Annotated in this window: 24 protein-coding genes; 10 read left to right on the top strand and 14 right to left on the bottom strand. The window is 46.0% G+C overall.

What is annotated here, in order from left to right; translation table 11 throughout:
* The first annotated feature begins 2 nt into the window (after positions 1-2).
* Positions 3-1100, top strand: coding sequence for an ABC transporter ATP-binding protein (locus XMD579_RS03090; protein WP_173480160.1), 1098 nt, complete (start codon positions 3-5; stop codon positions 1098-1100).
* 481 nt (positions 1101-1581) lie between these two features.
* Here the strand turns inward: XMD579_RS03090 and XMD579_RS03085 are convergent, their stop codons facing one another.
* Positions 1582-3405 (bottom strand): hybrid sensor histidine kinase/response regulator, encoded by a 1824-nt coding sequence (locus tag XMD579_RS03085; protein ID WP_173505800.1) that lies wholly within the window; start codon positions 3403-3405, stop codon positions 1582-1584.
* 453 nt (positions 3406-3858) lie between these two features.
* On the opposite strand from XMD579_RS03085, the gene XMD579_RS03080 reads away from it, so the two are divergent.
* Positions 3859-4407, top strand: coding sequence for a YaeQ family protein (locus tag XMD579_RS03080; protein ID WP_173489020.1), 549 nt, complete (start codon positions 3859-3861; stop codon positions 4405-4407).
* Between the two features lie 27 nt (positions 4408-4434).
* Here the strand turns inward: XMD579_RS03080 and XMD579_RS03075 are convergent, their stop codons facing one another.
* From XMD579_RS03075 to XMD579_RS03045, 7 genes are all read right to left on the bottom strand, one after another.
* Complete coding sequence (locus XMD579_RS03075; protein WP_173495647.1) at positions 4435-4794, bottom strand: outer membrane protein assembly factor BamE; 360 nt, start codon at positions 4792-4794, stop codon at positions 4435-4437.
* Positions 4795-4817: 23 nt separating this feature from the next.
* Positions 4818-5588 carry a heme ABC transporter ATP-binding protein gene (locus XMD579_RS03070; RefSeq protein ID WP_173505799.1) on the bottom strand — a complete coding sequence of 257 codons (771 nt, stop codon included), beginning with the start codon at positions 5586-5588 and terminating at the stop codon, positions 4818-4820.
* Positions 5589-5590: 2 nt separating this feature from the next.
* Entirely contained in the window at positions 5591-6637 is a 1047-nt protein-coding gene (locus XMD579_RS03065) for an iron ABC transporter permease (protein ID WP_173480166.1), read from the bottom strand.
* On the bottom strand, positions 6637-7047 hold the full coding sequence (gene fur / locus XMD579_RS03060) for a ferric iron uptake transcriptional regulator (protein WP_173480167.1): 411 nt from the start codon (positions 7045-7047) through the stop codon (positions 6637-6639). The genes XMD579_RS03065 and fur overlap by 1 nt, the downstream gene beginning before the upstream one ends.
* Positions 7048-7091: 44 nt before the next feature.
* A complete protein-coding gene (locus XMD579_RS03055) occupies positions 7092-8189 on the bottom strand; it encodes an ABC transporter ATP-binding protein (protein WP_173505798.1) in 1098 nt (365 codons plus the stop codon).
* A gap of 8 nt (positions 8190-8197) precedes the next feature.
* A complete protein-coding gene (locus XMD579_RS03050) occupies positions 8198-9655 on the bottom strand; it encodes an ABC transporter permease (protein ID WP_371731490.1) in 1458 nt (485 codons plus the stop codon).
* 180 nt (positions 9656-9835) lie between these two features.
* Positions 9836-10843 carry a Fe(3+) ABC transporter substrate-binding protein gene (locus XMD579_RS03045; protein ID WP_173505797.1) on the bottom strand — a complete coding sequence of 336 codons (1008 nt, stop codon included), beginning with the start codon at positions 10841-10843 and terminating at the stop codon, positions 9836-9838.
* Between the two features lie 220 nt (positions 10844-11063).
* Here XMD579_RS03045 and XMD579_RS03040 point away from each other — a divergent pair, with 220 nt between their 5' ends.
* Positions 11064-12161, top strand: coding sequence for an enoyl-CoA hydratase/isomerase family protein (locus XMD579_RS03040; protein ID WP_173505796.1), 1098 nt, complete (start codon positions 11064-11066; stop codon positions 12159-12161).
* Between the two features lie 65 nt (positions 12162-12226).
* Here XMD579_RS03040 and XMD579_RS03035 read toward each other — a convergent pair whose 3' ends face one another.
* A complete protein-coding gene (locus XMD579_RS03035; protein WP_173482748.1) occupies positions 12227-13210 on the bottom strand; it encodes a rhodanese-related sulfurtransferase in 984 nt (327 codons plus the stop codon).
* Positions 13211-13352: 142 nt separating this feature from the next.
* Between XMD579_RS03035 and gndA the strand changes: the two genes are divergently transcribed.
* Positions 13353-14864, top strand: a complete 1512-nt coding sequence (gene gndA, locus XMD579_RS03030; RefSeq protein WP_371731658.1) for an NADP-dependent phosphogluconate dehydrogenase — start codon at positions 13353-13355, stop codon at positions 14862-14864.
* A gap of 4 nt (positions 14865-14868) precedes the next feature.
* Here gndA and XMD579_RS03025 read toward each other — a convergent pair whose 3' ends face one another.
* The gene (locus XMD579_RS03025; RefSeq protein WP_173482747.1) at positions 14869-15177 is read right to left on the bottom strand and encodes a DUF1330 domain-containing protein; all 309 of its coding nucleotides are present in this window, start codon (positions 15175-15177) and stop codon (positions 14869-14871) included.
* Between the two features lie 71 nt (positions 15178-15248).
* On the bottom strand, positions 15249-15587 hold the full coding sequence (locus XMD579_RS03020; RefSeq protein ID WP_173505795.1) for a DoxX family protein: 339 nt from the start codon (positions 15585-15587) through the stop codon (positions 15249-15251).
* 788 nt (positions 15588-16375) lie between these two features.
* Between XMD579_RS03020 and XMD579_RS03015 the strand changes: the two genes are divergently transcribed.
* Genes XMD579_RS03015 through XMD579_RS03000 form a run of 4 tightly spaced genes read left to right on the top strand, consistent with a single transcriptional unit; the run spans position 16376 to position 20062 of the window.
* The gene (locus XMD579_RS03015) at positions 16376-17830 is read left to right on the top strand and encodes a CHASE2 domain-containing protein (RefSeq protein WP_173505794.1); all 1455 of its coding nucleotides are present in this window, start codon (positions 16376-16378) and stop codon (positions 17828-17830) included.
* A complete protein-coding gene (locus XMD579_RS03010) occupies positions 17827-18195 on the top strand; it encodes a hypothetical protein (protein WP_173505793.1) in 369 nt (122 codons plus the stop codon). Before XMD579_RS03015 ends, XMD579_RS03010 begins: the two co-directional genes overlap by 4 nt.
* The gene (locus XMD579_RS03005; protein WP_173505792.1) at positions 18186-19652 is read left to right on the top strand and encodes a M48 family metalloprotease; all 1467 of its coding nucleotides are present in this window, start codon (positions 18186-18188) and stop codon (positions 19650-19652) included. The genes XMD579_RS03010 and XMD579_RS03005 overlap by 10 nt, the downstream gene beginning before the upstream one ends.
* An 11-nt stretch (positions 19653-19663) precedes the next feature.
* Positions 19664-20062: a hypothetical protein gene (locus XMD579_RS03000; RefSeq protein ID WP_173505791.1), complete on the top strand. Its 399-nt coding sequence runs from the start codon at positions 19664-19666 to the stop codon at positions 20060-20062.
* Positions 20063-20384: 322 nt separating this feature from the next.
* Here XMD579_RS03000 and XMD579_RS02995 read toward each other — a convergent pair whose 3' ends face one another.
* Entirely contained in the window at positions 20385-22733 is a 2349-nt protein-coding gene (locus XMD579_RS02995) for a hypothetical protein (protein WP_173505790.1), read from the bottom strand.
* On the bottom strand, positions 22734-23480 hold the full coding sequence (locus XMD579_RS02990; RefSeq protein WP_173505789.1) for an SH3 domain-containing protein: 747 nt from the start codon (positions 23478-23480) through the stop codon (positions 22734-22736).
* Positions 23481-24177: 697 nt separating this feature from the next.
* On the opposite strand from XMD579_RS02990, the gene XMD579_RS02985 reads away from it, so the two are divergent.
* Positions 24178-24366, top strand: a complete 189-nt coding sequence (locus XMD579_RS02985; RefSeq protein WP_173505788.1) for a hypothetical protein — start codon at positions 24178-24180, stop codon at positions 24364-24366.
* Between the two features lie 517 nt (positions 24367-24883).
* Positions 24884-25336, top strand: coding sequence for a JAB domain-containing protein (locus tag XMD579_RS02980; protein ID WP_173505787.1), 453 nt, complete (start codon positions 24884-24886; stop codon positions 25334-25336).
* A 230-nt stretch (positions 25337-25566) separates the two neighbouring features.
* Here XMD579_RS02980 and XMD579_RS02975 read toward each other — a convergent pair whose 3' ends face one another.
* Positions 25567-26064, bottom strand: coding sequence for a hypothetical protein (locus tag XMD579_RS02975; RefSeq protein ID WP_173505786.1), 498 nt, complete (start codon positions 26062-26064; stop codon positions 25567-25569).
* Positions 26065-26127: the final 63 nt, after the last annotated feature.

Raw genomic sequence — 26127 nt, 5'->3', positions numbered from 1 at the left:
TTATGGGCTCTCTATTAATCGATAACGTCACTAAATCCTTTGGTGAAACAGACATCCTAAAAGGGATCAACATCGACATTCAGGATGGTGAATTCCTCATCCTGGTGGGTCCATCAGGCTGTGGTAAGTCGACGCTGATGAATATCATTGCGGGTCTTGAAGATGCGACCAGTGGTACGCTTGAGTTGGCGGGTAAGGATGTGACTTTGGCCTCGCCAAAAGATCGCGACATTGCGATGGTCTTCCAGAGCTACGCGCTCTACCCAACGATGAACGTTGCGCGCAACATCTCTTTTGGTCTAGAGATGCGTAAAGTCCCTAAAGAGGAGCGTGATCGCATCGTCAACGAGGTGGCTAAGTTGCTTCAGATCGATCACCTACTGGATCGTAAGCCGAGCCAGCTTTCAGGTGGTCAGCGTCAACGTGTTGCCATGGGCCGTGCCCTAGCGCGTTCGCCGCGCGTCTTCCTATTCGACGAGCCTCTATCGAACTTGGATGCTAAGTTGCGTGTAGAGATGCGTACTGAAATCAAGAAGCTGCACAAGCGTCTTGGCACGACCATTGTTTACGTGACGCACGATCAGATCGAAGCGATGACTCTGGCTGATCGTATTGCCGTTATGAAAGATGGCATCGTGCAGCAGTTGGGTACTCCGGACGAGATCTACAACAACCCAGCCAATATGTTTGTCGCAGGCTTCATGGGTTCTCCGCCGATGAACTTTATTGAGGTCGACATCAAAGAGGGGCAAGCGGTTGTTGAATCTGCGGGTGAAACACATCATCTAAAACTGCCATGTGCCGAGGCAATTGCTGCAAAAGGCCTTGATCGTGTGGTGTTGGGTATTCGTCCAGAGATGATCACCGAGCCTAAGCCGGCACCTGAAGATCAGGATTGGTTGCACAGCATGAAGTTGGACTTTGATGTTGTGGAGCCTATGGGGGCTGACACCATGGCGATTGGTCAATGGAACGGCATTGATGTTCACTCACGTCTCTCCCCTAAGGCGGGCATGACGGCAGGCGCTGGTACAGAGGTGCAGGTTAATACGGCGAAAGCGGTCGCGTTTGATATCCAAACCGGTGAGCGTATCTGCTAAACCTTGCCCTATATCTGTTGGAGCTTTCTCGAAGAGGAGGCGATGAACGGTAAAGCATCGCGACCTTTGCAAGATCGCTCCAACGGTTCGTACAGTCTCTCGTTAACGCTTTTTGTTGGAGCCTTATCGTAGATGAGGCGATGAACGGTAAAGTATCGCGACCTTTGCAAGATCGCTCCAACGGTTCGTACAGTCTCTCGTTAACGCTTTTTGTTGGAGCCTTATCGTAGATGAGGCGATGAACGGTAAAGCATCGCGACCTTTGCAAGATCGCTCCAACAGTTCGTGCAGTCTCTCTAAACGCTCTTGTTGGAGCTTTCTCGAAGAGGAGGCGATGAGCGTTAAAGTATCGCGACCTTTGCAAGATCGCTCCAACGGTTCGTGCAGTCTCTCGTTAATGCTTTTTGTTGGAGCCTTATCGTAGATGAGGCGATGAACGGTAAAGCATCGCGACCTTTGCAAGATCGCTCCAACGGGGTAGTTAATTCGCCTCTATCTCTTTAAGCGCTGTCTCTAATTGGTCGAGATTCAAAGGTTTCGGCAAAACTCGATCGGCCCCTTTCGCCAGCAGGTTGTCTGCCTCATTACCCACCGTGGCACCGGTAACACCAATAATCGGTAACGTAGCTCCCAGAGATCTGAGGGTTTCGGTCAGTTCATAGCCATCCATTACCGGCATCATGATGTCGGTGATGACCAGATCAAAGCTCTGTTCAGAGTAGGCATCTAGCGCTAATTGCCCGTTCTCTACATCAACCACCTCGGCACCTTCGCGGGTCAGTATGGTTTTGCCCAGCATTCTTAAGGTAGCGGTATCTTCGACCAGTAGTATCTTTTTGCCTTTGATTGCATGCTCTTTTGCTGCTGCTGCTGCTGCTGCTGCTGCTGCTGCTGCTGCTTCTTGTTTGGCCTGTTTGAGTGTGAAACTCAGGGTAAAGATCGCACCCCCTTCAGGATTTGGGCTGTAGACCAAGTCCCCATTAGGCAAGCTGCGGGCTAGTTCGCGACTAATATGTAGGCCAAGGCCGGTTCCGGATGCTTTGGTATCACCACGTTCAAAGGCCTCAAAGACCCGTGCGATATCTTCATCTTTAATGCCCTTGCCGTTATCGATTATCTGCAGCTGATATTCAGTTTGATCTTCTGATGAGGTATGGCTCAGATCTAAAATAACCTCTGTGCCCTGGCTGTGCACAATGGCATTTTTGGTCATATTAATAATGATTTGGCGAATCTGTTTTTTATAGCCAATGTGAATCCCATCACTGTTGCCGCGCACCTGAATATCGACACCGTATTGATTGGCCGTGTAGTAGAGAGTGTGGCTCGCCTCTTTGATGATGCGATAGACCGAAAGCTGGGTTTCAATTCGACTCTCTGTAATTAATGATTTGTCGGTACCCACCCTCATATCATCTAGCACGTCGAGCAGGTGCTGTGATGTAGCATGTGCCTCTTCAATGCGCTTGTTTTGCTCTGTTTCAAGCCGCATTTCATTCAGTTGCATATTTAAAGCAGCAGCCGGAGTTCGCAGTTCGTGTCCAATGATGGCAAACATCTTATCCTGCTGTTTAAGCGTCTTCGCCAAAGATGAAGAGGCTTTTACGGCTTCTTCAGAGGTCTCTTCAATCTGGTGAATGGCGCGCAGCATAAATCGGAACATCAGTATTAGAAGCAACTGAGTCACCAAAGCAAAGAGAATGAATAACCCTGCTAATTGAACAGTCCTATCATGCTCTGATGCCAATAAGCTTTTATAGGTCTCTTCAGTGAAATCATACAATTGCTGTATTTCGTCAATCACCTCAGTTGCTTTTAAAAAGAGATCGAGATCGTAGTCTTTTGTTGGATCCCTCAACTCCATGAAACGGTATCGATCTAATCGCTCAAAATGCTCAACGATCTGCTGTTCGATGATTTCAAAATCGAGTAATAATTCTGACGGGGAGCTACTTGCATTGGCCTGTTCGAAGGCTTCTATGGTGTTTCGGGTGTTGCTAAGGATCTCCGTAACTCGACCTTTTGCAATGTAAAGATTATTGCGTGAGACCAGGCCAGAATTGGATAATCCCGTTATGCCGCGAACGAAACCCATTTTTTCAATCAGATCGGGTAGGTGTACAAAGATGGTTCGGCCGGCTGTGTACGAGAGGATGTTCTCTTCCAACTGTACTCCTGAATCACGGTAGATTTGAAAAAGCTCTTTTAACAGTTGCTCAGAATAGGCACTCTTTCTTAAAAAGATCTCGTAGTACTGTCCATCGACAGAGAGAATCTGATCGATTTCGGCGTCTGGGTAATCCATCGCTTCTAGCGCTTCGACTAGGTTAAAACTGGCGCTTTCGCAGAGCTGAATGAGCTCACTAGAGGGTGTGGGTTCAATTCGCGCCAGTGTGCAGAGCCCACGAAACTCACCCAGTCTGGTAATGCTGTTGCGATAGAGCTTCTGCTGTTGCGTCGCTCGATCATAAGCGAGATGTCTTTGGTGGTCTGAATAGAATCCTTGCAGCGTGATCCCTACCGCAAAAAAAGAATAGACCTTGCATGGCGAGAATGACGACTTTCAGCCAGAGAGGGATGCGTTTAATGCTGTCGAGCATGTGGATCATTGAGAGCACTCATATTTTGTTTATCTATGCGAAGACAACACAACTTTCGCAATCAGTTAGAGTCAGCATAGACGGCTTTGTAGTAAAATCCAGTAAAGTCACAACTTTTTTATCTGTCACTAATGACAGTTTGTTTTTAGGGAACAGATATGGCGCAAAACTCCACCGTTTTTAAAATCTTTCTGCAAATTGCCGATATGGATCGCAACTACTACGTCGATCATTCGTTAACACTTGCCAGACACCCTTCAGAGACAGATGAGCGCATGATGATGCGCCTGTTAGCCTTTGTGATGAACGCGCAAGAGCGTCTGGAGTTTACCCGTGGCCTCTGTGAAGAGGATGAACCCGATCTATGGCTAAAGAGCTACGCTGATGAGATCGAACTCTGGTTAGAAGTGGGCTTGCCGAGTGAAAAGCGCTTGAAGAAGGCGTGCAACCGCTCACAAAAGACGGTTTTGATCACCTATGGCTCGGATCAGGCCTTCAACCCTTGGTGGGAAGGTGTAAAAAAGTTGGTCGCTAGCCAAAATAGTTTGATTATCTACCGCATCAACGAGGATCAAAGTGAGGCGTTAACCGCCTTGGCCGAGCGCGGTGCGCAAATCAGCGCGTCGATTACTGATGGGCAGATCTGGCTCAGTTCAGAGGCTGGCTCAGCGACCATTGATCCGCAACAGATCTACCCAGCCATTTAAAACTCGGCGGCATAAAAGCAACAGTGATTACTGCAGCTGTTGCACCAGATCGTTACAGGTCTGCAGCTCCTGCACAAAGGGTGAGTACTCAGTCGAGTTGACCACCGCTTTGATCGGCTTGTCATCATCGAATGTAATGACCAGCTCGCACTTCCCTTGGTTTGGGCTCTTATTGGGCATCATGTCTGAGTGGTAGGTCCAGACCCAAGTGTGTGGCCCCTCTTGTGCGATGGTACGCGGTTGTCCGAGCTGCATCTCGATGGTTGCTTTGTCCTTCTCAATAAGAAGGTCGCTGATCTCTTCGGTGGTTTTAAACCGAAGGTCCGGTGCTGTAGCACAAGCAGTGATACTGAGAGACGTGAGTATAAGGGCAGTGTGTCTAAACATGGTGATCTCCTTGAGCAGTAACATTAATCTCGTTTAGCCGTTTGCGGTAGGACAAAGGGCATGGATTCACTCGGTGTCCGATTCACTCGAACCGGCCACTGATAAGCGGTTGAAAGGTTGTCATCGGTTAACACAGCATCGGGCGAATCTTGGATCAGCAGTCGTCCTTTCTCAAACAGTGCAATGCTGTCCGAGAACATCGCGGCCAAGTTCAGGTCGTGCATGACGCAGATGACGCCACCGCCAGCGTTGGCATAGTCTCTAGCAAGTTGCATCACTTCGATTTGGTGGCCGATGTCCAAAGAGGAGACTGGCTCATCGAGCAGCAGCCAGTTGGCTTTACCATCGATCACAGGCTGCCAGACTTGTACCAGAATACGTGCCAGTTGAACGCGCTGTTTCTCACCGCCAGAGAGCTCTTGATAAAAACGTGATTCAAAGCCTTCTAAACCGACACGCTGGAGAGCCTGAAATGGACGTTCTGATCGGCGATCTAGGTCCGCCATCTGTACCACTTCCAACACAGTAAAGGGGAAAGCCAACTGGGTCGCTTGCGGTAGAATCGCGCGGCGTTTGGCGAGTGTTTGGTGTGAAAGATCAGCTAGGTTTTCGCCATCAAAATGAATCTCGCCTCGGTAATCAATTTCACCTGAGAGTGCCCTTAATAGGGTGGTTTTCCCCGATCCATTCGGTCCTGCAATCGAGACCAACTGCCCCGGTTCGGCGCGAAAATCGACCTTCGACAGTACCTCGGTTCGGTGGAATCCTACGCTGAGATCCTTGGTGATAATCATGATTAGAGATCCAGCAGATTACGATTACGCAGCAGCAGGTAGAGGAAGAATGGCCCACCCAATATCGCCATGACAATGCCGATGGGTAGCTCCGCCGGTGCAATCAGTGTACGACTGAGAATGTCGGCTAACATAAGAGCAATAGCGCCTAACAGTGCCGCGGCAGGCAGTAGATAGCGATGGTTTGGTCCTATGACCAGGCGCAGCAGGTGGGGCACGATGATGCCGACAAATCCGATCGCACCTGAAACGGCTACGGCGACCCCAACGGATAATCCAACCAGTAGGATAGCGGCTCGTTTAAGACGCTGCACCGAAACGCCTAAATGCATGGCAGCGGCTTCACCCAGCGCTAAACGGTTTAAGCCAGAAGCGAGTAACGGAGCTAACAGTAGCGAGATTAGCATCAACGGCCCAGCGACTTTCAGTGAGCTCCAACTAGCACCGGCAATGGAGCCAAGATTCCAGAAGGTTAGGTTACGCAACTGACTGTCGTTGGAGTAGTAGATCAACAATCCCGACAGTGCCGCAGCAAAGGCGCTGAGTGCTAAGCCAGCTAACAGCATCACGGCGACCGAGGTTCTGCCTTGACGCGTCGCGATCTTGTAGAGAATCAGCATACAGCCCCAGCCACCTAAGAAGGCCGCGATTGGGACCAGAAATCCACCGATACTATTTAAGAGTGAGATGGGTAACAGCCCACCTATGACAATGGCTGTCACGGCACCCAAACCTGCACCGGAGCTGACACCAATAAGACCTGGATCAGCCAAAGGGTTGCGGAACAGCCCCTGCATAATGGCACCCGAGACAGCTAAGCTAGCGCCGACCAATAGGCCCATGACTGTTCTGGGGGCGCGAATATCAAACAGGATGACCTGCTCTTGAATGCCGATGGCTTCGCCCTGCATTAACGCCCAAAGTGAGCTGGCGAGAGAAGTGTTTGATGAGCCAATGGTCAGGCTGAATAGGGCAACCAGGCACAGAGCCAACATCAATAGAGAGATGGTGAACTTTGCCTGTAAAGAGCGATCGCCCGTAGCCTGCATTAGCTCTTCTTAAGGCCGTAGATGTGAAGAGTTCGACCGGTCATCTCATAGCCGTGCTCTTTCGCGATCTCTTCGATGCGAGCGTTGATGATGGGGTCGTTAAACTCTTTAACTTCACCGGTTTTAACACAGACGATGTGATCGTGGTTGTCATCCGACGCCAGCTCAAAGACTGAGTGGCCGTTCTCAAAACGGTGACGCATAACAAGACCGGCCGCTTCAAACTGAGTCAGAACACGGTAGATCGTGGCTAAACCTATCTCTTCGCCCTGAAGCATGAGGTGCTTGTAGATGTCTTCAGCACTCCAATGGTCATTCTCATTGGCATCTTCGAGTAGCTGGTAAATCTTGATGCGCGGAAGAGTCGCTTTGAGTCCCGCTTTTTTAAGTTCTTGGTTGCTTGAAGACATAGTTGTTCTCGTCAATGTTTACTGTTCAGACGCTAAGAGACATCTTAGCGGGCCTCGTTTTTAGGTTCAATTTTACCTAGGTCATCCGTGACTAAAAATCGGTGTTGTTTCAATGCTAGATAGACCGTATCACCCACGCTGGGGGCTTGAACTGCATGACAGGTCACCGCAAGTGACTGGCCATCCTCCAAGAGCACACTCAATAGAGATTGCCCACCACGAAAACACTTGGATTCTACCTGTGCGCTAACCTCGCTCTGTTCAACAATCTCGACATCATCCGGTCGTATAAATAGCTCTTTATTGTAGGGTGCCTCACTCACCTCGGTGGTTGAGCGGCTCTGGCCAAACAGAGAGTTCACATGCTGGGTATCGACGTACTCTGCTTTTATGAACTCACCTTCGCCGATAAACTCGGCTACAAACCGGCTTTTCGGCTCGTAATAGATCGCTTCAGGCAGGCTGATCTGTTCCAGCTTGCCTTGATTCATAACCGCAACGCGATCTGCAAAAGCAAAGGCCTCTGCCTGATCGTGTGACACCATCAGCGTGGTAATTTGCTCTTGCTTTAGTAGCTCGGCAATTTCCGGAATGAGCTCATCTCGCAGTGCGGCGTCCAAGCCAGAAAAGGGCTCATCGAGTAGCAGTAGATCGGGTTTGGGTGCCAGTGCTCTCGCTAAGGCGACACGTTGCTGTTGTCCACCTGATAGCTCATGTGGGTAACGACCGCCCATGCCTTGTAGGCCGATCATTGTAAGTAACTGCTCACTTCGGGCTTTAGCCTGTTGGCTTGACCACTCAAACAGTCCGAACTCAATGTTTTCCCTGACGCTAAGATGGGGAAACAGAGCGATGTCCTGAAACACCATACCGATGTTGCGCTGTTCCGGCGGGAGTTGAGACTTTCCATCATCCAGACGTTTTGTGCCCAGCATGATGCTGCCGCTAGAGAGCGCGTGAAATCCTGCAATGCAACGCAGTAGCGAAGATTTGCCACAGCCACTGGGCCCCAACAGGCAGATGAGTTCGCCCTGTTGAATGTTCAGTGTGACCCCATTCACAACCGACAGATCAGCATACCCGGCATAAGCATTCTCAATACTTAGGTGTGTAGATGTCGGTATGTTTGACTCAATACTCATAGAGTTCCTTAGTGCTTGTGGCGGCTTATGGCACGATTCAACAACAAAACTGGGACTAGCCCAACGGCAACGATCATTAATGAGGGTGGTGCCGCCTCGATAAGCTGTTCATCCGAAGCCAGCTCAAAGGCGCGAACGGCCAGGGTGTTAAAGTCGAACGGGCGCAGCATTAACGTAGCCGGCAGCTCTTTGAGGACGTCAACAAAGACCACCAGTAGTGCAGTTAGAAGACTGCTCTTCATTAAGGGCGCATGGATTTGTCGCAACACTTGAAAGGGGGATCGTCCCATCCCTTTGGCCGCTTCATCCAGGCTAGGGCTAATTTGCCCCAAGCCAGACTGCACACTGCCAAGCGCGACGGCTAAAAAGCGCACGGTGTAGGCGATCAACAGGGCAAACAGAGTGCCACTGAAGATCAACCCGCTCATACCTAAGCCGAAGCGTTCGGAGAGAGCAAGCAGACTCTGATCCACAAACACTAAAGGTGCTAAGACCCCAATGGCAATAATGGTACCCGGCAGTGCGTAGCCCAGTGCGGCGAACTGTGTGGCCTGTTTCACCAATGAGCCACTGTTAAAGCGTTGGGTGTACGCCAGCAGCGTGGCCAGAACAAGGGCGATTAGCGCTGCAAGACCTGCCAAATAGAAAGAGTTCCAAGAGAGGCTGAGGAAGTCACTCCAGGGCATTTGCGCATCAAACACCGACCAAGAGAGCAGTTGACCGGCCGGCAACAAGAAGCCAAAGAAAAACGGAATGAAACAAGCCAGAGCCGCCAGCCAAGCGCGTCCACCCTTAAGCTGAATTCGGCTAGCCATCGCTCGAGATCCTGCTCGGACGTTGTAGCTCAGTTTGCGTCGTGAATAGCGCTCGACAAAGATCAATGTCGCCACGAACACTAGCAACAGACTGGCTAACTGTGCCGCACCATTGGCATCACCAAAGCCATAGAAGGTTCTAAAGATACCTGTTGAGAAGGTCGGAATGCCAAAGTATTGCACCGTACCGTAATCGGCCAATGTCTCCATTAGGGCTAGGCTGACACCGGCAATGATGGCGGGTCTTGCCATAGGAATGGCGACTTTTAGAAAGGCCCTGAAGGGTGAGTAACCAAGATTGCGAGAGGCTTCAAAGCTAACGGCTGACTGCTCAAGGAAGGTCGCGCGAGCCATCAGGTAGACGTAGGGATAGAGCACCAGCACCAACATAGCAATGGCACCGCTATGCGATCGAATCTCCCAGAACCAGTAGTCACCATAGCCCCAACCGGTCAGTTCGCGCAGCAGGGTTTGTACTGGGCCGGCAAAGTCGAGCATACCGGTATAGGTATAGGCGATGACATAGGCGGGCATGGCTAAAGGCAGTAGCATTCCCCAATCGAGCCAACGACGACCGGGGAAGTCACACATCGCTGCCAACCAGGCAGCCGGTGCTCCCATAATGACGGTGCCGATACCGACACCGGCCATCAGGATTAATGAGTTGAGAACGTAGTCGGCGAGGACGGTATCAAGAAGGTGAGAGAAAGCCTCAGATCCAGCAAATAGGGACTGACTAACAACGGTTAGAATGGGAAGGGCAACCAGACCGGCGATCGATAAGGCTACCCAATTTGCACGGATACTATTGATAGTTAACTCTCATCTGTTTTACTTCCAGCCAGCACGATCCATAAGGCGAAGCGCTTCTTGGTTCAGTTCGCCAAGCTTAGACAGTGCAACGTCATCGCTCTTAGCTGTGCCAAAGGCTTTTAGTACATTGGATGGCTCAACGCCGGCTACGACAGGGTACTCATTGTTGACTTCAGCGTACCACTCTTGTGCTTCCTGGCTCACCATGTACTCAAGTAGGGCAACTGTTTCGTCACGATTCTTAGATGACGCCGTCAATGCAGCACCACTGATGTTGAAATGGGTACCGCGATCGTTCTGATTGGGCCAGAACACCGCTAGCTGATCAGCAACCGCTTTGTCACTCGCTTTATCAGAGCGAACCAAACGCGCTAAGTAGTAGGTGTTGGCAATAGCGATGTCACAGACACCCGCGGCTGCCGCTTTTAGTTGGTCAGTATCACCGCCAGCCGGTGGGCGAGCAAAATTAGCCACTAGACCTTCAACCCAAGCTTCTGTTGCTTCGACACCGTTAGCAGCAATCGCAGAGGCAATCAGTGACTGGTTGTAGACATTGCTTGAGGAGCGAATACAGATACGACCTTTCCACTGCTCATCGGTTAGTGCTTCGTAGGTACTGAGTTGTTCTGGATTAACTCGATCTTTGGCATAGATGATTGGGCGAGCACGACTGGTCATACCAAACCAGTGGTTGTCACTGTCGCGCAGGTTGGCAGGAATCGCCTCGTTCAATGCAGTGGATTCAACCGGCTGAGTAAGGCCCATCTCTTTCGCGCGGTGAAGACGTGCAACGTCTGCAGTGATTAGCAGATCCGCAGGGGAGGCGCTGCCTTCCATCTTTAAACGGCTTAACAGTGCATCATCTTTACCGGTGAGCAGGCGAACTTCGATACCTGTCTTTTCGGTAAACTGATTCAGTAAGGGTTGAATCAGGGCCTCTTTACGCGATGAATAGAGGTTAATGTCAGCGACGGCAGTGGTTGTAAAACAGAGTGCTGCAACCGCGCTAATACGACGAATCCACATGTATGTTTCTCCTTGAGGTGCGAATTATAAACCGGCCTTACTCATTCCTTAAATAAGAGCCTTAGAACATTTGAGAATCATTACTACTCATTTATTGAAGTAATGATGCGATTCTACATGAGAATCATTTGCATTTGCAATAAGGTTTTGCAAATAGATTTTGACATCGTCCCGCTCTTAAGTAGGCTGTCCCTTGTCGTTAATCATAAGAGTCGCCACCATGAGCGTTGTTCAGTTTCACGAATACCCCACCCAAGATGGTTATAAGCTGTTAGAGATCTCCCTTAATGCTGAGAAATCACTCAATGCTTTGACGTTGGATATGATTCAGCTGATCGAGCCTCGTCTAAATCAGGCGGCAAAGGATGACAGCATCAAAGCGGTGCTGTTAACTAGCGTCGGCGAAAAGGCATTTTGTGCCGGCGGGGATGTGGTTAGCCTCTACCGCTCGATTACCTCAGGCGATAACCCCAACTTCCCGACCGAATACTTCACACACGAGTACCGTCTGGACTACCGCATTCACACCTTCCCTAAACCGATCATCTGTTGGGGCAGTGGCATAGTGATGGGCGGTGGTATGGGGCTGATGAACGGCTGTAGCCACCGCATCGTGACAGAGACGTCACACATGGCGATGCCAGAGGTGACGATTGGGCTCTTCCCCGATGTGGGTGGTTCATTCTTTTTGAACAGGATGCCGGGTCGCACAGGACTTTTCTTGGGTTTAACGGGTAACCCTATCTTTGCGGCGGATGCGTTGTTCTTAGGGTTAGCGGATCGCTTTATTGAATCGACGCGATACACTGAGATGGTGACTGGCCTGCAATCAGCCGATTGGAACAGTGATAGTATTCAGACAGTCAACCAGACACTTCGTCAGTTAGAGCAGCAGTCGCAAGCGGCGTTTCGACAAGAGTCACCGATTCAAGATCATTATGACTTCATTCAATCGGTGACTGATCAGGATGACTTAACTCAGTTGATGCACGCAATGGCCAACATTGAGAGTGACGATCCATGGATTCAACGATCACATAAGGCGATCACTCACGGGTCGCCTCTTTCGGTTCATTTAATTGCTGAGCAGTTGAAACGTACTCGTCATCTCTCCCTAAAAGAGGTGTTTATGTCTGAGCTAGTGTTGGCCGTGCAGTGTTGCCAGCATCCGGAATTTCCCGAGGGTGTTCGCGCTCTTTTAGTGGATAAAGATCGTAAACCGAATTGGATGTTTAAGTCGGTTGATACTGTGGAGTCAGCCGTTGTTGAAGCGTTCTTTGAATCGCCATGGCCGGTGAATCCGCTGGCTGATCTTTAAGACTCACAGACGATAGGGTATCAATGCAGGATAAGATGATGGTTATCCTGCATTGAACTCGGCCATTATTGGTTGGCTTTGCGCTGAGCTTCGCGTTTGGCTTTTTTCTCTTGGCGACGCTGCTCGAAATCGTGCACTGCGTCTTTACCCAAGTGATGTTCGCCACGCGCTTTTGCCAATTCGAGCTGGTGCTGGCGCTCTTGAAAGCGTTTACGCTGTTTATCGGTCACTTTGTCGTAGCAGTGGTGACAGCTTAACCCCTCTTGGAAGTGCTCACTCTGACGATCTTCAGCGGATAGCGGCATACGACAGGCGTGGCAGAGCTGGTAGTCACCGGGCTCTAAACCGTGTCCAACCGATACACGGTTGTCGAAGACGAAACATTCACCATCCCACATCGAGTTATCGGCAGGCACCTCTTCAAGGTATTTAAGAATGCCGCCCTCTAGGTGGTAGACCTCATCAAAGCCCTGTTCACGGAGAAACGCGGTCGACTTCTCACAACGGATACCCCCAGTACAGAACATGGCGACTTTTTTATGCTTACTTGGATCTAGCTGCTCTTTAACGTAGCTTGGGAAGTCACGAAAGGTGTCGGTATGAGGGTTGATCGCCCCTTTAAATGTACCGATATCCACTTCGTAGTCATTACGTGTGTCGACCAACAGTACTTCTGGGTCGGAAATCAGGTCATTCCACTCGTTAGGTTTGACATAAGTGCCGACGGTTTTCAGTGGATCGATGCCTTCAACACCCATGGTGACGATTTCACGTTTCAGTTTTACCTTGGTGCGGTAGAAGGGTTGCTCATCAAAGAACGACTCTTTGGAGCTGACTTGATCCAGCGGTGGGTGCTCTTTAAACCATGCGTAGAGCGCATCGATCGCTTCACGGCTACCAGAGACTGTGCCGTTGATACCCTCTTTAGCTAGGATTAATGTGCCGCGAATATCTTGCTCGTTCAGGAACTCTAACAGAGGCTGACGCAGTGCTTCACACTCCTCGAAGCGAACAAATTGGTAGAGTGCGGATACAACGATATTGGCCATAATCTCCCCGGCGTAATCTGGATGGTTAAAAACCGCGCAATTTTACCAGATAAGGCATTGAGGTTTATAGAGTAGAGTTTTCAAGCTTGAAAAACGTTAGAATAACGAGGGTCAGATAAACAACTTTTTTGGGGCTTAGGTAGTGGCAGATAGAGAGATGATCGGTTTTATTGGGCTTGGCGTTATGGGTAAAAACTTGGTGCTCAACCTCGTTGATAATGGTTACCAAATCGCAGCCTTTGACCTGGATGCCAATAAAGTAGATGACGCGATCGCTCAAGCGGCTGATGAAGTTCCGGATCGTCCTCAACCGATTCAAGCCTGTTCATCGCTCGGTGAACTGTTAGCGGCTTTGCCTTCACCAAGAACCATTTTTGTCTCTGTGCCAGCAGGTGATCCTGTCGATGCAGTCTGCCGTCAGCTGATTGAGGCAGGCGTTGAAGGCGATGATATCGTTGTGGATACCGGAAACTCACTCTGGACCGACACTCGTGATCGTGAAGTGAACTATAAAGAGCACTTTACCTTCTTCTCTACTGCGGTATCGGGTGGTGAAGTCGGTGCACGCTTCGGCCCTTCTTTGATGCCATCTGGCGATCAAAAAGCTTGGTCACGTTTACGCCCTATTATGGAGGCGATCGCAGCGAAAGTGGATGCAACCACAGGACTCCCCATTGAGCGTCGTGAGCCCGGTAATCCAGTCACTGAGGGTGAGCCTTGTGCGACGTACATTGGCGATTCTGGTGCAGGCCACTACGTAAAAATGGTTCATAACGGCATCGAGTATGCCGACATGCAGTTGATCTGTGAGGTCTACCACTTCATGCGGTACGCCATGCAGATGGCTCCCTCCGAGATCGCTTGTGTATTCCGAGAATGGAGTCGTGGCCCACTGCACTCCTACTTGATCGAAATCAGTGCGGAAGTTCTGGATCAAGAGGATCAGTTTACCGGCCTGCCGTTGGTCGATGTCATTCTTGATAAAGCGGGTCAAAAGGGTACCGGTTTATGGACCGCGGTTAGTGCCCTTCAGCTAGGTACACCTGCGCCAACGCTGACCAATGCAGTCTTTGCTCGCTCACTATCCACCCTTAAATTGATTCGCGTTGAAGCGTCTAAAGTTCTGTCTGGCCCAACAGATGTTACTTTAGATACTCCCAAAGAGCAGTTAATTGAACAGCTGCATGATGCACTCTACTGTGCAAAAATTTGTGCCTACGCGCAGGGTTATCATCTGATGCAGATGGCAGCAAAAGAACAGGGTTGGGCGCTCGATTTATCCGCCATCTCAAGAATTTGGCGTGCCGGGTGTATTATTCGTGCAGCGTTTCTTCAGCCGATCTCAGCAGCGTTTCAGCGTAATCAGGATCTGCCAAGCCTGCTAATGGATCCGTTTTTCTCTGAAAAGTTGGCTAAACATCAACATAATTGGCGCGCGATTGTGGCGCAATCAGCTCTAGCGGGTATCCCTGCTGGGGCGATTAGTTCCGCCCTAGGTTACTACGACTCATTCCGAACCGAGGTGCTGCCTGCCAACCTACTGCAAGGTCAGCGAGACTATTTTGGTGCGCATACATTCGAGCGAACAGATCGTGATGATGGAAAATACCACGTGCGTTGGAGTGAGCCGGGTAGGCCGATGGAGAAGGTGTAAATACCTACTCCCCAGGTTGAGGGCCTTCGTAGCCCTCGACAACCACTAGATCAGCAATGCCTGCATGTTCACGTAGCGCTTTAGCATTTTGGTAGCCAGAGGAGTGGTAGCAATTCAACGCCTGTTGGTAACTCGGGAACTCAATGATCACATGGCGTGATCGTACGCTCCCCTCAACCTGTTGGTTATCGCCTGCACGGACTAAAAATTTAGCCCCATACTGTTTAAATGGCTCAGTATTAGCGGCCTGATAGAGTTTGTAACCCTCTGGGTCTGAGATATCGACATGAGCCATCCAGTAACCTTTAGCCATCGTGTTTTACCCTTTTGATTCTAATGGCACCTAGCCTAACCTCAGAACAGTCACTGCTCAAGATACTGCTTTTACACTGGTTTAATATCGTTCTTAAAACGTCTAGTGTTGATAAGGGTTAGGATTAGGATAACCGTTGCAACGCCTAGCATTGGCCATTCAGCATTCAACAGATGAGTGGCCACGGCACCTATCATCACGCAGTTGAGCCCTACTGATGTGATTAAGCGAAGCCGCTTAACCCAAATAACTAAGCCTCCGATCACTTCGACGACACCGGTGAAATACATAAACCAGAGCGGGTAACCCCAGCGTTCAAAGGCTTCTAATTCAAACTCCAGACCAAGCAGCTTAGCACTGCCTGATGCAACGAAGATGAGAGTGATTAATGGGGTGATGAGTTTATCCATGTGTTTCCCTTTAGGTGGGTGAGTATGGATTAAGTGTAGTTGAGGATTTTGGAGGTGGGGCGGGAGTGATTCTGGGTGGTCTTTTAAAGAGATCGAATTGTGGCGGGATTGATTCAGGCCATCCTGGCCTTCACCCCTTTGGGGCAACACTTTGTGTTGTCCAAAACTACATCCGTGTAGTTTTGTCGAACCCGCTCCGCGGGCTCTGTAACCCGCCATAAAAATTAAAAAGGGCCACTCCCTTCGGGGTGGCCCTTTTTAATTTTGTATGGTGGAGGTGGCGTCAATCGAAATATAGGGTTAAATGCCTGATAAATAAAGATATTGCTATTAGATTTTAAATAAAGAGCCCCCATAAAAGCCCCCGTATTTTGAGTGCTTTTTGTTTGCTGAGTATTCGATTGCGGATCAAAAATAGCTAAAAAATCATAATATTATCGACCAAATTTTACACAAAACTAGGTGCGCAAAACATAGACGCCTCTAAAATTTTTAGATACGAAGTGCGCAATTCTGCATACCCTTTAGTGCGCAATATTGCGCACTCTAAACCTCTAATGAATTTGAAGTAAATGCATTGATTATATTAGACAAATGTTCACTTTCATGTAGCCATACTTACTTGCTAACTTATCCCCTCAAGCCAATACACAATAAAAATAATGATTAACTTTTTCAGCCTAATTAGGTTGCATGCCTTAAACAACAATCTATTTGATATCTCATGGCTGAGGTTGTTCATCTATACCGTAATGGGTGTGCTAGCGATACATGAAAATCCTCTGGGTATGGCAGATGCTTCAGATAGGGCATTTCAGCGTGCGCACAATGCTTTTACTGCGCCCTATTACAATACAGTAGCCCAGAATGATTCATTGGTTGTTCTCTTGAATGACCCCTCAATGAAGTATCTATTCAACAACGGAATAACAGAAGCCAATGGTTGGCCATTGCTTTATAGCGATCATGTTCTAATTCTTGAGAAGATTTTAGAGTTCCAACCACGAGCTATTTTTGTCGATATCTACTTCAAGGATAAGCGTTCAACCGATGCTAGTTTTGATGAGTTTGAATACCTTCTTGATGACGCAAAGGAGCAAGGGATTCCATTATTGTTTGCAAAGGGCTACGCAGATGAGGTTTTGAGTGAGGCTCAAATATCGCTTAACAAATATGGAGGGCTAGTCGTTAATGGCTGGAGCAATTATAGAGAGCAGTATTCGCTAAAGCCTGGTGGTGAAAACTCGGTTGCATTAGAGCTTTACAATATTGCCTGCAAAACAGCTGGCAAAGGTTACCCTTCATGCTCTAAAAAACCGTTAAGTTCTGAATCAATAGCAGTAGATGATGCAATTGCGGTTGATTGGAGCTCTAAGGCAAGTCGAAATCTCTTCCCAGATCGCATTCAGATGGAATGTGAAGAACCTATACCTTCTTTAAGTTCAATCCCGGACGGTTCTACGTTGGAGCGAATAAGAGGTGCTATTCGCATTACACTATTAAGTGCTAAAAACGCTTTATTCGGAGGGGAGGAAGCCCCCTGCATTTATAGTAATACCCTACCTGCAGAAACATTAGTTAGCGTTGTTAAACGCGGTTCGTTAGATGATGTAGAAGCCCTGAAAGAAGAAATAGAAGACAAGATTATTTTCTACGCCGTTGATATTGGTGCAATGACAGATGAATTTGATTCCCCAGTGCATGGTTTACTGCCGGGCGTGTATCGTCACTCGATGGCTCTAGATAACCTCATTGCCTATGGAGACAAGGTAAAGTTTAAGAAAGATTATCTGCTAGATGTTGGTGATAGCGTCACTTGGTTTTTGATGTGTTGGATTGTTCTCTATCGTAAGCAGAATAAAACTCCAGAAGAGTCGTTGTTTGGTCGTTTTCATATAGCTACTTTTGGTGTTATTCCTCTTGTTATATGGGCATTGGCTTCAGATTTAATTCTCGGCAGAAACTATGAATCAGTTAACCTGCTGGGATATCTGACGCTAATGCTAATGTTGGTCGAATTGGTTAAAAATGAATTCGCTGCATGGGTACTAGAGCTTCCTGGAAAAATTTGGAGCCATCTTCAGAAATACTGGAAATGGAGCTTCATTTTATTACTACTCCTGCTTGGGGGTGTTTGGGCTTTGTCTGCTCCTCTATCCAAAGAGGTGAGTCAGTTTCACAATAAGAGCTCTCAAGTATCAGTAAAAGTCAAAAACCAAAATAAAGAAATGGAGCAAAAATGAGAATCGGAATACTAGGTCTAGCGATGGCTTTTTCTCTGAGCATGGTTTCAATAGTAGCTGGCGCAAAACAAGTGGTGATAGAGCGATTTGATTCTTCTTCACTTCACTTTTCGGAGGATGGGAAAAAGAGGTCAGGAAAAATTGAAGCCAGCGAGTTAGGTGAATTACCGATCCCTGTTATCGACTCAAATAGAAAGTATTTAAAGATTGAGCGCGCTGACGGAAGTCATGTATGGATTATGAAACGTCAGGTGACAACATCTGAACTAAACGGATTGCAAAAGAATTGCACGCTTGTCGCTAAAGGCGATCAAAATAAATCAGAGCAGGGTGCTATCAGAGGAGTAGGTGGCGGATGCAACTAATTACAAGAGTAACTGCAACAGTATGTACGGCCTTAGTTTTAACAGGCTGTCAGACAGAAAATATTAAGATGCCGGACTTTGCGGCAAACCTACATGGTTTTAATGTTGATCGTTCTGAGGAACTAGACAAGCCAATGGTTGAAAAGGTCGCTGAAAATTACAAGCCAATGAGTGAGCCTGATTTCGATAAAGGTCTATTAGAGTTACGTAAAGCCAATCGTAGTCACTCCGACATACCTGAGCTAGAAGCCTACGCCAATGAAATAAAAGACAAGTTGCTTGCTGTATGGCCAGGTAAAAAACCTTCTGTAAGAGTTGTGATTGTATCGGACGGAAATTACAACGCAGTAACCTTTGTTGAGCAGCATGTCGTAGCGCTTTCTGTCGGAACGTTTAGAAAAGCGATGGACAGTGAAGATCAATTTGCAGCGCTGATTGCTCATGAGCTATCTCACATTCTCGCTGATCATAAAAATAAAGATCATCTGAGTGGTCTAGTATCCAAAGTCTCTACGCTAGGCGAACTTTACCTAGGAGCACAGCAGAATGCTGGTGCAGATATTGCAGGAGACTATGCCAAAACTCAGCTAGCGGGTTGGGCAGCAGAAAGTCTTTTGTTCCCAGCGTGGAACCGTGGCCAAGAGAACGAAGCCGATGCACTAGGAGTAGATCTACTTGTAGCAGCAGGTTACGAGCCTTATGGCATGGTTAGTGTGATTAACTCTCTTGAAAAAACTGCAGGTGAGAAAAAAGCATTTGTAGAGAAACAATGGATTGCAGCCAAAAAGAATGCATCTGGTGAAACAGTCAATATTTCAGCCGATCCAATGGCGTTAATAGCAAATATCGGCGGCCAACTTAAGGATCAATACGGCCAAGAATATGATAGCTATGCCGATCGTAAATCGAAGGTAAATAACTACATTGATGCATTCCATGAAGAGGCCCTAGATCGCGAAGCAACTATAACGCGTTATAAAAAGCGTCTTTCAAAAACGAATGTTAACGTTCCTTTGAATCGCTACCTAGCGGTTATGGATGCAGAAGTGAGTTTGGCCGAAGGTAAGGTAAATACCGCAGCATCTAAAGCATTAGCTGGTCTTCAAGGACCGCAGGCTAACGATCCATATATTCGCTATATGATGTACCAGATACGTCGACAGCAGGGTGAAATGGATAAAGCTGCAATCAACCTACGCAAAGCCTTTGAGTCCGATCGCGCAACTCTATCTATTTACACTGATTGGGCCGATAGCTTAATAAACGCTAAGAAATACGAGGCGGCAAACACAGTTCTAAAAGCTGCTGATCTGACATTTGAAAAGCCAAATTCAATTTTGCCAGCATTAATAAAGGTGAATAAAGCGCTCAAACAAGATGTAAATGAATACAGTATTCGTTGCATGGCGACCCTAGATAAAACGCTCATGCAAAACTGCAGTGCAGCTTCTTCCTAAGGCAAAGAATGATGAATAGTAAAGACAAACAGCTGATGCAAGAGGCTCTAAAAGGGTCAATTGGTGACGATTTTCAAGAGCGCCAATATAATCAAGAAGACGTCGCTAGAGATATTGCTGAAGCGGCTGACCACGGTGGTATGTGCTCATTTTGTTGTTCAGAAGTACCAAGAAGGGCAACTGTCTGCGCATCCTGTGGTGCTGTGTGGATGAAAGAACCTACACCTTTAAAAGATAATTTGGAGGGCTGGTTCTATCTTTTGGTTTTTGTTGTTTCAGCTATTGTCGGGTTCAGTATGGAAAGTTGGATAGCGTTTTTTGTTTTTTTGGGACTTTGTATAGGCTTGATAATCTTTTCTCAAAATGCGCTCAAGGGCCCTGAAAAACACGTGTGGTCGAGGCGGAATTGATTGGACTGTGCGGCAGCCCAACCAACAAAGGAAACAATTGCCGCCTCTAATAGCTCAATAATCATAGAAGCACCTACGGGTGCTTTTTTATTGTAAACGCCGGTTTAAAGATGCTCCGCTTTACAGCGGGATCGCCGAAGTAAAATTGACCCACCCCTGATTATAACTTTACCGACGTTGGCGTTTCGAGCGTGGGAGTTACGACACCGATCTCTTTGCTGATCTTTAGCCTACGACTCTCGATTTAATTTTAGGGATGGGTCTTTGCTTAGAAGATCAAAGTTCAAACTGCATAGAGCTGTATTGAAACTTGGACCAAGAATTATTTCATTCTTGGCCAATTCAAATTCGCATCTTCATCGAATACTGCGAAGGTTTCCCAAACAGAGCTTTCGACTACGCCTGATTCCGAAACCTCATGAAGCTCGAAAGAGTTTGAATATCTTTTATCCTCTGCAACAACCAGTCTCTTTGGAGCATCGAAGTCAGACTTTATTAAGTCCAGTCCTATTTTTCTTGATTCATCAATGTCTATCCAATATTCAGCCTGCTTGCCGCCAGAGCGTTTATATAATCGTAATATTGGTTTAGAACCATCAATGTACTGAACTATTAGATCGTTGCCAGCATGGATAATGCCTGATTTTAATTTTTTGAGGTTTCCAATGTAAGTTTCAGAATTCTCAATGGCGGTAGCAAAGTATGTAGTCGGCAGATCCTTTCTCATTGAAGGCTTGAGTGTTACATTATACTTTTCGTTATTGTATTCATCAGCATAAATAGTTTCTATGGTTGCCCATTCTGTTGAATTAATATCTTTCGCGTGTTGAATTAATACCTTATTAACTCTAAAAATGATTTCAGTTTTCCGATCGTGTCCCTGAAGTTCATCATATAAATCCTTATATTGAAGACTAGATTCATCAAATTTAATTTCATGAAATTCAACATATGGAACCAGTCTTATTACGCCTTTATTCAGGAGATCCTCATAAATTTCTGCTTGATCTAAGGTTTCCTCTGTGAATTGAAATGACAACCCCTCAGGTCTAAATCTATTAGAAATATTTTTTGGTAGTACGTAGATGTAATTTACTGAATCATTAGTTTTAACTGTCGGTTCAACTGAGACACTTTGGAGCATAAAGTAATTTTGTTCTGGATCCCCCTCATGTAAGCGGTATTGGGATATCAGAAATCCAGTTTCTTCTGACTTAAGTGAGCTTTCGAGATCAGCCAGTCTCCGGTACTCTGGATCATTATTGATAGCCTTTTCAAGCTGAAGCGCAACACTTGCTACCTCCTCATCTACAAATGGAAACAAGCCATAAAAAGTATTTGTTAATTCGGCTTGCATACTGCCTGCAATATATTTTTCATCAAGTGTTTCCCAGTGCCAGTCTATTCCTGGCGAAGGAAGAGGCCCTATTTTTTGGATTTGTTTTTTGTATCTGCCAGGTATCATCATAAATGTTTTCCTCCAGGCAGCAGGACTTCTTAATTTATCGAGAATTTTATAATTCTCCTCAAAGTTATAACCAGGATTATTTTCATGATCTACGTGAAAATAAATAGGTTGTGCTTGGTAAGTTAAACCGAAGTCCTTAATATCATAATTCGACATTTGATTAGCCAAATTTTTTACTTTTTCTACAATGATTTTGTTTAGTTTTTTTGCTTTGAATGAGTTTTTGGTATTATCTAGCTCTATTATTTCCTCGGCCGCTGGATGGTTTTTGAAATAATCATAAGTGTACCAATCTAATGAATCGTATCCATTAATTTTTCTTGTCTTATCCATTTTAGAATATTGTAATACATTGCGTTTTATATAATCTAAAACCTTTGCATCTTCATTTAAATCCTTTGGATTTTTAACTAATTCATTAATTCCTTTGAATTTTGAGTTGTAAATATTTTCCGCGTTATTTCCATAAACAAACTCTAGAATATGTGGCGTTGATTCTTCAATCCGCACCATTTTAGAGAAATCTTCAACACTTCTTTTTTTAATTTGTGCATGGAAATACTCCTCAATTTCTAATGCGGTCTTTAGGTTGCTCGGCACCTTAAATGTCTCTGCTTTAGAGCTATAATCTTTTTGATAGACAAGATTTGAAAGGTCGTCGTTTAAAACGAGCAATCCCTCATTATTTTCTGGATGTAGATTTAAATCCAAATAAAACGACTTAGTTCTCTCTTCAAGGCTTTTGCCTGCAGTTTTAGTCTGCGCAACATTGTTTTCCTTGCTATTACCTACACCGCTAGATGAATTTTTATCTGAAATACTGAACAACCAAGATGCGCTTGGCCCACTCGTGCCGCTGTAGACAACTTCGCCATTATTTTTTGTGGCTACAACCTTAGCAGTCTTGAGTTCTTTACATTCTTTGCTAAATATCCCGCCCAATTTAGGTAGCAAGGCTTCAAGATTATCTTGGGAAATGGCTTTTTCAGTATCTGACTTTATTTGTATGACGCTGCTGCTTTCAGCGCACCAATTGCCAGAACTATCAGTTTTTACCTGAACTGATATGCCCAACTTTGTTGATCTGGCTAGCGTTGTAAACTCCGCAGAATTACTTGCAGTTGAAGCGGGGGCTACCAGTCCACACGAAATTGTTCCCATTAATATTAATAATGGAGTTCTATTTGTGAAACGCAACATCATTTAAATCTCCCAAACACCATCGCTGCCCTTGCAGGCTGTGAATGAGGAGTTTTCAGTTTCGCCATTCCCGCTCAAAGTTGATTCAATTTCTTTACATTCTGTCTCGGCTGCTACATCGTCAAGCTCTATACCCTGATCAGCGAATAAACTGTCAAGATCGATTGCTTGCTCACCTGCAATAGCATTCTTGGTTGACGTGTTTTCATCGGCTTCTTTCATGAGAGTATGAAACACATAGCCAAATGAAGTGCCATTGTTTGAAATGAGGTACCAAGTTCCATTTTCTACTGATCCAACAACTTCAAAAGTTGAAGACTGTTTAACGTTTGTGATTATAGGCTTACTTGTGCTTGGACCACTTCTAACGTTAACTGATGCCGCTGTTATCTCGTATGGTTTACCAATAACTTTCAGATTGTTAGGTGCGTCGACAGTCTTGATCTTGGCAATCTTCATGTTTCTTGTCTCTACGCTTGTATTGGTTACTCGCATGGATCCTGAGACATTTTCACCATTGATTTTTACATCATCCCTGCCATTTAAAAGATCATTAGCACTTTGATTAATCAGAGTGCGATCATTTGTGCTCATTGCTATTTTTATCTGTTGATCTAGCGCGGCTGTGAATGTGTTTATATTTCTTTCAAGATCACTCAGAATAGCTTGAGTGTTTTGTCTAACCATAGCCTCGTTACAGCCTGTTAGTAGAGTAGAAGCGAGTGCTATTGGAATAATCTTATTTTTCATATGCTTAGAGGTCTGTTTTATTTTAATTAGCGGAACAATTTATCATTGAACGCTTTGCTTACACACTATACATAAGTCACAAATATCTCTTGTAGGCCTTTAAGCTTAAGACGTATTTCATACGTTTTATATGCTTGCTTTGTGTCTGTAACCGCCGACCATTATTGCTAGTACATACACCAAAACTAGCACTTCTGAATTGCGTACACGACCATACGCCTAGTTCTCATGTACCAATCCAAGAACCTTTACATACAAGCCTCTTCACAAAACGTGTTTTGAAGTACGCTGAAGTACAGAAAATTCATGAAGGAGAGTTCTTGTAACTAGGCGCTTGGGTAGTGAACGGACGGATAACCAGATACGTAGCGATACTAAATCCGTCTGCTTTTGACTATTGTTGAGCGGCTATTTACGACCTAAGCTATCACTATCTATTGATGGTATAGTTGAAACGGAGTTAGCAATAAACTCTTTGGAGAGAAGTTAGAACTGAGTGGACACATCGATCCCTGCCCCAAAAAACCAACAGTATGTCACTAATGTCTAACGGATAGATCCTGCAGCATTAGAAACTATAACGACATTGTTTAGGGGAGGGTCTATTTACAATATCTTGTCGATACTACCGTAGGGAGATTTTTCCTATTAATTAATAGTTTTGACTGACGAATTACGAGTTTGATGGAGAAAAATCTTGAGCAGAAATGCAAATAAAGTTAATGGCAAAACAGGATGCTTGATATGGATTGTCATCTTCCTTTTTATTGCTTTTTTTATCGCTGCTGTTGCTGATGAACATCACAACCCTGCATTAAATAAATTTATGGATTTCTTCAAATTAAGTGGAAGTGAATACTACATATCAACCAAGAGTAGACGCTAGATAATATTTCACTTCGGATGCTGAATCCAAGAATATCCCACTGATCATACACTCTTGCTTAGGCCCTAACCGCTCAGCAGCCATTGTTGGTTCTTTTCATTAAACCTCGTTAGTCTCGCCAAAGTTTTCGTCTTAACACAGGTCAAATACTTATAGCAGCAGAAGGGGATGGCGTGTGCTCAAACCCAGATATTCAAAAAGACATTTGTCGATTTATAAGACAATCCGCTGGATTCAACCAATCAAAATAAACAGGAAAATAACAAATGGCCAAAAGAGCAGAAGCCATGTGCTAGGCTTATTTTATGCTTTCAGCCTCGTTAACCATTACTCCCTAGTTCCCCTTCAATGCTAACCAAAACGGTCATACGTAAAATTGCTCGCGTTTAGTGAGAGTGTATTACTTACTTACACAACTTACTGATCACACATGCCCCCCTAGTTGTATTTATCCAAGGTGCTCTTTTCCCGAAGTTCGATTCTTGTGGGTGGAATCTAATAACTAGGGGATAAGCCCATGAGTAAATATACAAACCAAGAGCGGCGGATTATCAATGCTGCGTTACACGTCATACACAACAAGCTCAGCCAAGAGAATGGCCTGGCATTACCAGTAGAGATACAGAACTATCTGCGAATAAGACTGGCATGTGACAAGGACGAATGGCTCTGCGCCATGTTTATGAACAATCAATACAGGATGATCAGCTTTGAGAGGCTCTTTAGAGGGCCTGTGAGTATTTCTAGCATCGTGCTTAGAGTGATTGCTCGTAAGGCCTTAGAACTAAATGCTGGGGCTGTGGTGTTGTGCCAGAACCATTCGGAGGGTGACGTAGTACCTAGGGATGAAGATCGGGAGTTAACAGGTAAGGTCAGAGATGCGCTGGCGTTGTTTGGCATTCAGTTGCTAGATCACATCTTCGTATCTAGAAAGGATTCGTACTCGTTGGCTGAGTATGAGTTGTTGTAATGGCTAAAAGCATACATCCCCTAGTTTTATGAACAGGACCCAGGCGATGTTTTTGATTTCTTCAGGATAGATGGCATAGCCATAAGAACGTTCTCAGCCTCTGCCGAGGCTTCGTCATCTTTACCCCTTAGTCTTTTGCTTACGGAACATCGAAGCACTTCGCTTCGCTCCGTAGCTTCCAGTTCCGACGCAACGACACGGGGTAAATCTGACCACTAGGTGTGTGAGGATTATGATTTGGTTGTCATATCCTTCCAAATCTGTGCAATCCTCTTAAATTCATAAGGCGGTATGAACATGTAGGGGTTAAGCATGTATGTGCCTGGCTTAGGTTGCTTCAGTACTCCTAGTTCCTGAAGTTTGGCTCCATTTTTGTTCTCACTCATCCTAGTTCTAATGCTCTTGTGCAGCTCGTTATCTTTGTTTTTATCTAGAACGATCTGATTAGGATTATCCACTCTCCGCTTTTTATAGTGGTTCCCAATAGTTTGGTTAACTAGGATGTCTTTCAGCTCCGCTATCAGGCCAATCTGTGTTGGTGATAACGTGCTTAAAACTCTAATGGCATCGATGGCTACATCTTCAGGGAAGTCCTTCGTTGCTTTGCCATTCCCTATAACTAGGAAGGGTGGCACTTTTTCATTTTTCTTTTTGTTAACTAGGATCTCGTAGTGTTCGTTTGAGTTTAGATCTCCTAGTTTCTGATCAAGTTCAATCATGCTGGTCATAAATAAATTCCTATAATTTCAATAGATTTTGATCCTAAAAATCGATAATACTCATAGGTCAAA

It is taken from the genome of Marinobacterium sp. xm-d-579 (assembly GCF_013282935.1).
Lineage (GTDB): Bacteria > Pseudomonadota > Gammaproteobacteria > Pseudomonadales > Balneatricaceae > Marinobacterium_E.
This window is presented reverse-complemented; position numbering and strand designations above follow the sequence as displayed.

What these genes read in the sequence shown, in the direction of transcription:
- XMD579_RS03035 (WP_173482748.1), bottom strand. Translation starts at nt 13,210, where the DNA reads ATGGCCAATATCGTTGTATCCGCACTCTACCAATTTGTTCGCTTCGAG.
- XMD579_RS03000 (WP_173505791.1), top strand. Translation starts at nt 19,664, where the DNA reads ATGAATAGTAAAGACAAACAGCTGATGCAAGAGGCTCTAAAAGGGTCA.
- XMD579_RS03010 (WP_173505793.1), top strand. Translation starts at nt 17,827, where the DNA reads ATGAGAATCGGAATACTAGGTCTAGCGATGGCTTTTTCTCTGAGCATG.
- XMD579_RS03020 (WP_173505795.1), bottom strand. Translation starts at nt 15,587, where the DNA reads ATGGATAAACTCATCACCCCATTAATCACTCTCATCTTCGTTGCATCA.
- XMD579_RS03055 (WP_173505798.1), bottom strand. Translation starts at nt 8,189, where the DNA reads ATGAGTATTGAGTCAAACATACCGACATCTACACACCTAAGTATTGAG.
- XMD579_RS03045 (WP_173505797.1), bottom strand. Translation starts at nt 10,843, where the DNA reads ATGTGGATTCGTCGTATTAGCGCGGTTGCAGCACTCTGTTTTACAACC.
- XMD579_RS03070 (WP_173505799.1), bottom strand. Translation starts at nt 5,588, where the DNA reads ATGATTATCACCAAGGATCTCAGCGTAGGATTCCACCGAACCGAGGTA.
- XMD579_RS03080 (WP_173489020.1), top strand. Translation starts at nt 3,859, where the DNA reads ATGGCGCAAAACTCCACCGTTTTTAAAATCTTTCTGCAAATTGCCGAT.
- fur (WP_173480167.1), bottom strand. Translation starts at nt 7,047, where the DNA reads ATGTCTTCAAGCAACCAAGAACTTAAAAAAGCGGGACTCAAAGCGACT.
- XMD579_RS03085 (WP_173505800.1), bottom strand. Translation starts at nt 3,405, where the DNA reads ATGGATTACCCAGACGCCGAAATCGATCAGATTCTCTCTGTCGATGGA.
- XMD579_RS02975 (WP_173505786.1), bottom strand. Translation starts at nt 26,064, where the DNA reads ATGACCAGCATGATTGAACTTGATCAGAAACTAGGAGATCTAAACTCA.
- XMD579_RS03090 (WP_173480160.1), top strand. Translation starts at nt 3, where the DNA reads ATGGGCTCTCTATTAATCGATAACGTCACTAAATCCTTTGGTGAAACA.
- XMD579_RS03015 (WP_173505794.1), top strand. Translation starts at nt 16,376, where the DNA reads ATGGCAGATGCTTCAGATAGGGCATTTCAGCGTGCGCACAATGCTTTT.
- XMD579_RS03005 (WP_173505792.1), top strand. Translation starts at nt 18,186, where the DNA reads ATGCAACTAATTACAAGAGTAACTGCAACAGTATGTACGGCCTTAGTT.
- XMD579_RS03025 (WP_173482747.1), bottom strand. Translation starts at nt 15,177, where the DNA reads ATGGCTAAAGGTTACTGGATGGCTCATGTCGATATCTCAGACCCAGAG.
- XMD579_RS02980 (WP_173505787.1), top strand. Translation starts at nt 24,884, where the DNA reads ATGAGTAAATATACAAACCAAGAGCGGCGGATTATCAATGCTGCGTTA.
- XMD579_RS03040 (WP_173505796.1), top strand. Translation starts at nt 11,064, where the DNA reads ATGAGCGTTGTTCAGTTTCACGAATACCCCACCCAAGATGGTTATAAG.
- XMD579_RS02990 (WP_173505789.1), bottom strand. Translation starts at nt 23,480, where the DNA reads ATGAAAAATAAGATTATTCCAATAGCACTCGCTTCTACTCTACTAACA.
- XMD579_RS03075 (WP_173495647.1), bottom strand. Translation starts at nt 4,794, where the DNA reads ATGTTTAGACACACTGCCCTTATACTCACGTCTCTCAGTATCACTGCT.
- XMD579_RS03050 (WP_371731490.1), bottom strand. Translation starts at nt 9,655, where the DNA reads ATGGCCGGTGTCGGTATCGGCACCGTCATTATGGGAGCACCGGCTGCC.
- XMD579_RS02995 (WP_173505790.1), bottom strand. Translation starts at nt 22,733, where the DNA reads ATGATGTTGCGTTTCACAAATAGAACTCCATTATTAATATTAATGGGA.
- XMD579_RS03065 (WP_173480166.1), bottom strand. Translation starts at nt 6,637, where the DNA reads ATGCAGGCTACGGGCGATCGCTCTTTACAGGCAAAGTTCACCATCTCT.